This window comes from Actinoplanes sp. NPDC024001, from assembly GCF_040638955.1.
Lineage (GTDB): Bacteria > Actinomycetota > Actinomycetes > Mycobacteriales > Micromonosporaceae > Actinoplanes.
In genome coordinates this window covers 1-9,663 of the sequence record NZ_JBEZZB010000259.1, presented here as the reverse complement: position 1 = coordinate 9,663, position 9,663 = coordinate 1, and the positions used below count along the sequence as shown (strand labels likewise).

Here is a 9,663-nt window from a genome sequence, read left to right as displayed (position 1 = left end):
TTTCGCCCTTTCCGCGAAAGATGTGACACGTCGCGAGCAACGAGGTGCGATAGCCGTGACGGGCGATCCGCGCCCAATCTCCGATCCGGGAGGCACGATGATCCACGGCCTGCGCGGTGACGAGCAGGCCCATCAGGAGTGGACCGCGATCCTGGACCGGGTCGGCACCACGGGCGGCCGCGTCCACGGCTACGGCCCGGTGTTCGAGGCGATGCTGCTGCTGCACCGCGGGCAGCCCGCGCGGGCGCTGGAGCCGCTGGCCGCCGAGCCCGGCGAGGTGTGGAAGTGGGTCACCTGGATCTGGCTGCACTGGTATGTGGGGTTGCGCACCGAGGCCGCGGTGCTGGCCGGCGACGCGTCCGCGGCCGGGCGGCTGGTCTCGGCCCGCTCGATGGTCGCCGGCAATCCGGTCGCCGAGGCCATGGTGGAGCGGGCCCAGGCGCTGTTCGACGGTGACCCGGAGCGGGTGGCCGCCACGGCGCCGGCGTTCGAGGCGGCCGGCAGCCGGTATCAGGCGGCTCGCAGCCTGCTGCTCGCCGGCGGCGTGCACGCCACCCGGGGCCGGGCCGCACTGGCCGAGTTGGGGTTCGCATGACACCTTCGGGGTACGGCCACGACCGCGCGGCCGGTCGGCGGGCGCTTCGTACCGGGCCCGGAGCAGGCCGCGTCGACGAGTTTGTCCAGGTGGAAGGCGGCCAGCCCGCGGTGCCGATCGGCGCGTGGATCGCCAGTCTCGTCTTCGACGTCACGGTCGTCGTGGCGTACGCGATCGGCTTCTTCTGGCGGACCGCGACCAGCGACGCAGCCGGCGGCGAACCGGTCGGCTGGGCCAGCTGATCCTGTCCGCGGTGACCCGGCCGGGCCCTTCCTGGCGTTCTGGCTGGAGCCGCTGGCCTCGCTGCTCGTGGCCGGGGACTGAGGTCAGTACGCGGCCATGTGCAGCCGGATGCTGGTGCCGTCCGCGCGGGCGTTTATGCGCACCAGGTCGCAGAGCTGGTGCGCCAGGATCAGGCCACGGCCGCCCTCGATGTGCCCCGGCGGCGGGATCCGCCCGGCGAGCGGATCGGCGAAGGCGCCCCGGTCGTCGATCTGGCAGATCAGCCGCCCGGTCTCCGGCCAGGCGCTGACGACGCCGCTGCCCGCGGTGTGCGCGATGGTGTTCTCCGCCAGCTCGTTGACCGCGACGATCAGGTCGTCGGCGCGGGCCGGGCTCAGCCCGGCGGCGTCCGCGTTGGCGGCGACGAACCGGCGCACCCGGGAGAGGTCGGCCGGGCGGCCGTAGGCGATCGTCGCGGCGGCGGACGGCACCGCGGGCAGCGGCTGGTTGAAGCGCTCGGCGGTGTGCAGCGGGTCGGCGTACCACGGACTGGACCGGCGGGCGCCGTCGACGATCATCACGGGGTGGGTGTGCCAGGCGTCGCGCACCCGGTCGTGGTCCAGAGCCGCGACGTCGTAGGGGCACAGGATGGCCGCGTCCCGGCCGGCGAACACCGCGTTGATCATCGCCTCGTGGGCGGCACACGCCGGGTACTCGACCTCGGTGCGGCCCGCCCAGATCGGCTCGCCGACGATCGACACCCGGCTGCCGGAATGCTCGGCCGCGAAGGCCAGCAGCACTCCCGGGATGATCCGGCCCGGGTTGCGCCCCTCGACGGCCATGTCGGCGAAGGTCACCGCGTCGCCCAGGTCGGCCAGCGCGCCGCGCAGCAGCTCCAGGTTCGGGCCGGGGACGGCGACCAGGACCGGGTCGCCCGCGCCGGCCGCGGCCCGGACGAAGCCGGCTGTGCCGTCCACGTACTCCTCGCGGGAGGCGTAGAGCAGACCCGGGTGGTCGAAGGCGATCAGGGTCATGCCGCGGGTTCCACGGTCAGGCCGGTGATGGCGCTCGCCCCGTTGAAGACGAGCAGGCGCCGCATCGCCGGCGTGCAGCCGACCACGCGGATCCGGGTGGCGTCGGCGGCCGCGGCGCCGGTCAGGATCCGGGCCGCCGCCGCGTCGATGAACCGCAGCCCGGAGACGTCCACGACCAGCGGCTCCTCGGTGACCGGCATGTCGGCGGCCAGGTTCTCCATGACGGCTCGCAGCGCGTGCCGGTTCGTCAGGTCGGCCTCGCCCTCCAGGCGGATGCCGACCGGGTCACCGGTGCGCACGGCACGCAGCTGCGGGACGCCGCGCGGGTCGGTCCCGTCCTCCACGGTGGCCGGGTGCGCCCAGCAGACCCGCTGCAGCTCGGCCTCGCTGAACAGCCGGCGGTCGTAGAGACACATCGCCATCGCGTACCCGTCGGCGAAGACCCGGTTGACCTGCGCCTCGTAACCGGCCAGCAGCTCGGCGCCGGGCACCGGGCGGCTCGCCCAGGACATGTCGCCGATCGCCCGCAGCCCGTGGTAGCCGGCGTCGCGGGCGATCGCCGACTCCACCCGCCAGCCCTCGACGGTCGCCCGCGGGTCGAACGCCCCGGAGGCCAGGTACGTCGTCTCGGGCGTGCCCATCCGCAGCTGACCGGAGCCGAGCGCGGCGGCGGCGGCCGTGCCGAGCTCCGCCTCGATCGCGTCGGCGCCCGGACCGAAATAGAGGATCCGGTGGTGCTCACGCAGCCCGGCGCGGATGAACGTGGTCAGGCTCCGCAGCCGGGCGTGGTCGTCCCCGACCACCACGCAGGCGTGGTCACCGGGGAGAAGTCGCTCGATCGAGCCGGCATCCGTCATCAGGCGGCAGCATGCCACATCTGATCAGGCACGGTGAATCGCCGTCAGCTCGGCGAGGCCGGAGACCTCCAGCAGTGGCGCCAGCAGCGGACCGGTCACCACCTGGAGACGGTCGGCCTGGGCGAACAGGGCGGCCAGGCCCGCGCTGTCCAGATATTCGACGCCGGTCAGATCGACGACGACCGCCGCGTCACCCGCCCGGGCGACGGCGTCGCTCAGCGCCGCGGCGAACTCCGCGGCGTTGCTCATGTCGATCTCGCCCGCCACGGTGAGGACGGGCGCGCCGTCCGGGCGGGAGCCGGAGGTGAGGCTGAGCGCGGTGGTCATGGGGTGATCCTCGCCTGCATGTCGACGACGGTCCCGGTCCGGCCGGGAGTGACGGTGACGGCGTTCATGAACGCCTGCATGAGCTTGAGCCCACGCCCACGGTACGGGTTGGCAGCCGCATCGGGTGTCTTCCACCGCCCGCTGTCGGCGACGGTCAGCCGGAGGTCGGCCGCGGTGGCCGCCGCGCGCAGGTGGATCCGCCCACCCGGGTGCTCGCGGTGCCCGTGCTCGATCGCGTTGGCGCACGCCTCCCCCGCCGCGACCAGGACGTTCTGCACCATGGTCGGGTTGAGGTCGCACCGGTCCAGCCAACCGCGCAGGGTCCGGCGCACCGAGGAGAGCCGGCCCGCCTCGGCGGGGAAGTCCAGCTCCAGCGGCCCCGGGTGACGGTAGAGCAGCAGGGCCACGTCGTCGTCGTAGCCGCCGTCCGGCGCCAGCCGGTCCATGATCTCGGTGGCCAGGTCCTCGATGTTGGTGCGCAGCCCGTGCCGGACCGCGGCGCTCGCGTCGCCGATGCCCACCGTCAGCGCCTGCCGGCGGCGCTCGACCAGGCCGTCGGTGTAGAGCATCAGCGTGGCCCGGCCCGGCACCGTGTACTCGGCCTCGGAGCGGGGCAGGCCGGGACGGATCGCCACCGGGCGGGACCGGCCCTGGTCGAGCAGGTGCGTCGAGCCGTCCGGATGCCCGGCGATGGCCGGCGGGTGACCGGCGCTGGAGTAGACCAGGTGGCCGGTCCCCGGGTCGAGCACGCCGCAGAAGACGGTGGCGCAGCCCGCGCCGGGCAGCTGGGCGGCGAAACGGTCGAGCGCCATCAGGGTCATGGCCGGGCTGGAGTCCTGCAGCAGCAGGGCCCGGCAGGCGCTGCGCAGCTGGCCCATCACGGTGGCCGACCGCAGCCCGTGGCCGACGCAGTCACCGACCACGATGCCGATCCGGCCGTCGTCGAGCGGGATGATGTCGTACCAGTCGCCGCCGACGCGCAGCGGGCGGCTGGCCGGCTCGTAGCGGGCGGCGAACCCGGCCGGCAGGTGCGCCGGTCCGAGGATGGCGCGCTGCAGGGCCAGGGCGGTCTCGCGCTGCTGGTCGATCTGGTGGATGCGGTGCAGCCCCTGGCTGATGTGGCCGGCGAGCAGGGCGAGCAGGGTCTGGTCCTCGGTGGTGAAGGGCCGGTGGTCGTCGAGGTCGATCCAGAGCGCCATGGTTCCGTGCGGGTGCTCCAGGGTGATGCCGGTGCCGGTGGCCGGGGCCAGCGGTGGCCGGTCCCGCAGCCCGGTAATCTCCGCACGCCGCTCCTCGGACAGGTTCTCCCAGCTCAGGACGCTGTCGGTGGAGGTCACCGCAGGCGTGGCGGAGCCGTTGAAGACGGCCGCGAGCACATGGTTCGCCTGCCACTGCTTGCGCACCTCGTGCAGGACGCCGGACAGGGCGTCGCCCAGGTCCTCGGCCTGGGACAGCCGCAGGCCGACGGCGGCCAGGGCGCTGTCGCGCTGCACCGCGTAGTGCTCCGCGGTGACGTCGCGGAAGGTGCCGACGATCACCCGGCGGCCGCTGTCCGGGTCGCGGACCTGGTTGAAGGCGGCGGCCGCCCACAGCCGCCGGCCGTCGCGGTGGTTCACCGGGACGGTGTACGTCCCGTACGGCTGACCGAGCAGCTGCTCGAACGCCGCGGCGACCGCGCGGTGGGCGTCGGCGTCGCTGTCCGGGTCCGGCCACCACGGGTGCACCGGCGCGTAGGGCAGGCCCTCCGGCCCGTACCCCAGGATCTCGGTGAACGCGGTGTTGATCTCGATGACCGCGCCGTCCTCGTCGCAGACGAAGAACGCCTCCTGCAGCGAGTCGATCAGCGCCGTGCGCCAGCGCACGTGGTGGTTGCGCAGCCGGGCCAGCTCCACGTTGGCCCGCACCCGGGCCAGCAGCTCCGCCGCGGAGAACGGCTTGACCAGGTAGTCGTCGGCGCCGGCGTCCAGACCCTCGATGCTGGCCTCCTGCCCGGCGCGGGCCGACAGCAGCAACACCGGCGTGCCGGCCGTCCGCGGGTCGGCGCGCAGCGCCGACACCAGCTGCAGGCCGTCCAGGCGCGGCATCATCACGTCACTCACGATCAGATCCGGTACGCCGGCGCGCGCCGCGTCGAGCGCGGCCTTCCCGTCGCTGACCGCCGTCACCCGGTGCCCCGCCGAGCGCAACAGCCGGGTGAGGTAATCGCGCATGTCCGCGTTGTCGTCGGCGACCAGCACCGTCGCGGGCGCGGTGCGCGTCACCGTCACCGGCGGCGGCTCCTCGCTGGTCTGCGGCTCGGCCGGCAGCCAGCGCAGCGCCTCCTGCAGGAACGGGTCGGCGTTGGCCGACACCGCCGTGGTCTGGGCCGGAGCGGCCAGCGCGCCGGCCGGCAGATGCCCGGAGCCGAACGGCAGCCGGATGGTGAACGTGGTGCCCTCGCCCTCGGTGCTGTTCGCACCGATGGTGCCGCTGTGCAGGCCGACCAACTCCTCGACCAGGGCCAGGCCGATCCCGCTGCCCTCGTTCGAGCGGGAACGGGCGTTCTCGATCCGGTGGAACCGCTCGAACAGGCGCGGCATCTCCTGCTCCGGGATGCCGATGCCGGTGTCGGCGACGGTGACCACCGCGTGCCCCGGCTCGTGCCGCACGGTCACCCGGATGGCACCGTCGAAGGTGAACTTGAGCGCGTTGCTGAGCAGGTTGAGGATCACCTTCTCCCACAGGCCGCGGTCGACGTAGACCGGTTCCGGCAGCTCCGGGCAGTCCACCTCGAAACGGAGCCCGGAGCGTTCGACGGCGGACCGGAAGACGCTGGCGAGCTCGGCGGTGGTGGCCGCCAGGTCCACCGGCTCGAAGTGGGCCTGCATCCGGCCCGCCTCGATCCGGGAGAAGTCGAGCAGCGTGTTGACCAGCTTGCCCAGGCGCAGCCCGTTGCGGTGGATGACCTCCAGCTCCTCGTGCACCCACGCGTCGGCGTCGCCGAGCCGGGTCCGCAGCTCGTCCAGCGGCCCCATGATCAGGGTGAGCGGGGTGCGGAACTCGTGGCTGATGTTGGAGAAGAAGGCGGTCTTGGCCCGGTCCAGCTCGGCCAGCTCCTCGGCCCGCCGCTGCTGGGCCTGATAGCTGCGGGCGCTCGCGACGCCCGCCGAGACGTGCCCGGCGGTCAGCTCGACGAAGCCGCGGTAGCCGTCGTCCAGCGGCCGGTAACGGTTCAGGCCGGCGACGAGGAAACCGTACGGCGTGCCGCCCTGCCGCAGCAGCGGCACCGCCAGCGCCTGGGTGGGTGGCTCCGCGAAGTCGCCGCTGGGCAGGCCGATGAAGGGTGGGCCGTCCAGCGGCACCACCACGGACTCGCCGCCGGCCAGCGCCGCCACCGGCCAGTTCGCGCCGGCGGCGGGATGCTCGGCGGAGATCCCCGTCGCGGCCACCAGCCGGGCCACCCCGTCGTCGGCGAACAGATAGGTCAGCGTGAACGGCAGGTCCCGCAGGTTGCGGCTCAGCTGGTGGCCCGCGAAGGTGAGCATCTCCTGCTCGGTGCGGATCACGCTCGGATCGGAGCCGAGATCGCGCAGCGTCGCCATCCGCCGCTCACCGATCACCCGCTCGGTGTCCTCGCTGACGACGCAGAGCATGCCGACCAGCGCTCCGTCGTCGTCGCGCAGCGGGCTGTAGGAGAACGTGTGATAGGACTCCTCGGGATAGCCGGACCGCTCCAGGAACAGCAGCAGCGCCTCGTCCCAGGTCGCCTCGCCGGTGCTCAGCACGGTGTCGATGCGCGGGCCGATGTCGTCCCAGATCTCCGCCCACACCTCGCTCGCCGGCCGGCCCAGCGCCCACGGGTACTTGCGCCCGAGCGTGTCGCGCCGGTAAGCCGCGTTGCAGAAGAACGTCAGCCGCGGGCCCCACGCCATCCACATCGGAAAACGCGACGACAGCAGGATGCTCACCGCGGTCTGCAGGCTCTGCGGCCAGCCGGCCGGCTCGCCGAGCGGTGTCGACTGCCAGTCGACGGCGGCGAGATCGCTCCCGACCTCGTTGTCAGCCGCGAAGACGTCGCCGGCGGCCTCCCGCTTGCTCATTGCGCTCCGCATCCCCCTTAGCCGGCCCTGGAGGACCGCCATCAAGGTATCCAATTCCGCCGGTTGCTAACGGGAACGGGCTATGTCGAAGCGGGGCAACTCCGGTGGCGGTGTCATCCGGGTGAGCGACATCGACGGCGCCGGACAACCTTTCCGGGGCGCCGGGCCACTTTACGGATGAGTACGACCACATTCATCCACCGGCATCTATATAGTGACTAGGTGGCGCCCGGGTCCCCCAACCCGCCGCCGCAGATGTTAGCGCTCACAGCTATCGAGAGGGAATCCCCACATGTCCTCCCCCACATCCCCGCCCCGGCGCCGCCGCTGGCGCGGCGCCCTGATCGGCGCGGTCGTCACCGCGCTCGCCGGCGCCGGCGCCGTCGTCGGCCTCCAGCAGGCCAGCGCCGCCACGGTCAACACCAACGCCTGGTACGTCTTCGTCAACCGGCACAGCGGCAAGGCGATGGACGTCTACAACCTCGCCACCAACGCCGGCGCGGGCATCGCCCAGTTCACCCGCAACGACGGCAACTGGCAGCAGTGGCAGTTCGTCGACACCGGCAGCGGCTGGTACAAGATCAAGAGCCGGCACAGCGGCCTGGTCCTGGAGATGCCGAACGCCACCGACGGCACCCAGCTGATCCAGAACACCGACAACGGCAGCACCCGCCAGCAGTTCACGCTCAAGGACTCCACCGGCGGCGACGTGCGGTTCATCAACCGCCACACCGGCAAGGCCCTCGACCTGTGGGAGTGGTCCACCGCCGACGGCGGGATCATCTCCCAGTTCACCGACGCCGACGGCGCCAACCAGCGCTGGCAGATGATCCAGGTCGGCACCGGCACCGGTGGCGGCGGGACCAGCGGCTGCGGCACCGGCACCTTCCAGTCCGAGGTGACCGTCAGCGGCAGCACCTGGACCGCCCGCAACGCTTCCGGCAGCACGGTCTACACCGGCACCGACTTCCGCGCCGCCGTCCAGGCCGGTATCGGCAGCCTCAGCGCCGGGCGCACCTCCATGCAGCGCGTCGTGGTCCGCGGCAACGGCTCGATGTCCGCCGGCAGCCGGATCTCGCTCGCCAGCTGGACCTCGCTGTCGGTCTGCGGAACGATCAACGTGACCGGCTCGGGCAGCGGCGACTACGCCCCGATCTACGCCCGCGGCGTCAGCAACATCGAGGTGCCCTACCTCAACGTCACCGGCGCGCCGATCTACGGCATCTTCATGCGCAACGTCAGCAACGTCTGGCTGGGCCAGATCGACATGCGCCTCTCCGCCGGCCTCGGCGTGCGGATCGACAACCGCGGCGACACCAGCCAGTGGACCCGCAACGTCAAGATCGACAACGTGTACGTGCAGGGCGCCAGCTCGCACGCCGTGGAGACCTACGGCGTGGACGGCATCACCATCGGCACCGTCACCGCCCGCAGCGTCGGTGAGTCCGGCCTGCTGCTGAACCAGACAATCAACGCCACGGTCGGCACCGTCGACGCCGAGAACGCCGGCGCCGGCACCGGTTACGCCGCCTTCCGGATGGCCAACCGCAACGGCCGGGTCGGCTCCTCCTACCCGAACAACATCAAGGTGGGCCTGGTGAAGGCGCGCGGCGGCGGCCGCGGCATCTTCTGCGTCTCGGAGAGCGGTGGCTTCACCATCGACCGGGTCGACATCGCCAACACCGGCAACAACTCGGTCCTGCTGGAAAACTGCTACAACGGCGTGATCGCCGGGGTGTCCGGCACGATCAGCGGCGGCGGCGAGGTCCGCATCGCCAACCGCACCGAGTTCCCGGCCTCGTCCGGCCTGCGGTTGCAGAACCTCTCGGTGAGCAACACCAACATCACCTGGAGCCCCTGCACCGGCAGCAACAACACCATCACCAACGTGACGCGCACGAACTCGACGCTCACCTGGTGCTGACCCGCGGAACGCGCCCGCCGCACGCATCGCGCGGCGGGCGCGTCCCCACCTCGGCTGACCGCCAGTGTCGCCTCAGGCCGCGCCATCGAGCACTGCCCGACAGCCGGCCCACCCGGCCGGCCAGCAGTGTCGTCTCCACCCGCGCGAACGAGCACTGGCCGCCAGCCGAGCCACCCGGCTGACCGCCAACGCGGCCCGCGCCCCGAGGACGAGCACCGGCCGACAGCCGCAGCAACCGGCCGCCCAGCAGGGCGGCCTCCGGCCGCGCGAACGAGCACTGGCCGACAGCCGACTTCGCCGGCTGGCGGGCAGTGCGGTTCGGAGCGCGCCGGGGCGAGGACCCGAGCGGCTAGCCGGTGCGGCCGAGCAGGACGCGGCTGATGGTGGCAGCCGTCGGCAGGTCGGCCAGGGTCACCAGCTCGACCCCGCCGGCGGCCCGGGCGCACAGCGCCTGACCGTACCCCGGCCCGATGACCACCGCGACGAACTCGTCCGGGACCGGACGATCGAGCTGGATGACCGCGCCGGCCTGACCGGCGAGCTCCTGCAGGGAGACGGTGACGCCGGGCAGCAGGGTCTCCGGCCGCGAGACCACGACGACCGCCGCGTCGTGCGCGGCGGCCGC

General features: G+C 72.8%; 8 protein-coding genes. 3 read left to right on the top strand and 5 right to left on the bottom strand.

All coding sequences use genetic code 11. The features are described 5' to 3' along the window. Positions 1–97: 97 nt before the first annotated feature. Both AB0F81_RS48405 and AB0F81_RS48400 read left to right on the top strand, forming a co-directional pair. Entirely contained in the window at positions 98–595 is a 498-nt protein-coding gene (locus AB0F81_RS48405; RefSeq protein WP_360210727.1) for a hypothetical protein, read from the top strand. Between the two features lie 89 nt (positions 596–684). Next, the gene (locus AB0F81_RS48400) at positions 685–837 is read left to right on the top strand and encodes a hypothetical protein (RefSeq protein ID WP_360210725.1); all 153 of its coding nucleotides are present in this window, start codon (positions 685–687) and stop codon (positions 835–837) included. An 84-nt stretch (positions 838–921) separates the two neighbouring features. Here AB0F81_RS48400 and AB0F81_RS48395 read toward each other — a convergent pair whose 3' ends face one another. The 4 genes from AB0F81_RS48395 to AB0F81_RS48380 are packed head-to-tail and all read right to left on the bottom strand — an operon-like array spanning position 922 to position 7,114. After that, complete coding sequence (locus tag AB0F81_RS48395; protein WP_360210723.1) at positions 922–1,851, bottom strand: sensor histidine kinase; 930 nt, start codon at positions 1,849–1,851, stop codon at positions 922–924. Then, a complete protein-coding gene (locus AB0F81_RS48390) occupies positions 1,848–2,708 on the bottom strand; it encodes an MEDS domain-containing protein (protein WP_360210721.1) in 861 nt (286 codons plus the stop codon). Before AB0F81_RS48390 ends, AB0F81_RS48395 begins: the two co-directional genes overlap by 4 nt. A 24-nt stretch (positions 2,709–2,732) precedes the next feature. After that, positions 2,733–3,035 carry an STAS domain-containing protein gene (locus AB0F81_RS48385; RefSeq protein ID WP_360210719.1) on the bottom strand — a complete coding sequence of 101 codons (303 nt, stop codon included), beginning with the start codon at positions 3,033–3,035 and terminating at the stop codon, positions 2,733–2,735. After that, complete coding sequence (locus tag AB0F81_RS48380) at positions 3,032–7,114, bottom strand: SpoIIE family protein phosphatase (RefSeq protein WP_360210717.1); 4,083 nt, start codon at positions 7,112–7,114, stop codon at positions 3,032–3,034. Before AB0F81_RS48380 ends, AB0F81_RS48385 begins: the two co-directional genes overlap by 4 nt. A gap of 292 nt (positions 7,115–7,406) precedes the next feature. Between AB0F81_RS48380 and AB0F81_RS48375 the strand changes: the two genes are divergently transcribed. After that, entirely contained in the window at positions 7,407–9,038 is a 1,632-nt protein-coding gene (locus tag AB0F81_RS48375) for an RICIN domain-containing protein (RefSeq protein WP_360210715.1), read from the top strand. Between the two features lie 349 nt (positions 9,039–9,387). On the opposite strand, the gene AB0F81_RS48370 is transcribed toward AB0F81_RS48375, so the two are convergent. Then, positions 9,388–9,663, bottom strand: a 276-nt coding sequence (locus AB0F81_RS48370; RefSeq protein ID WP_360210713.1) for a hypothetical protein, incomplete at its 5' end; no start/stop codon positions are given.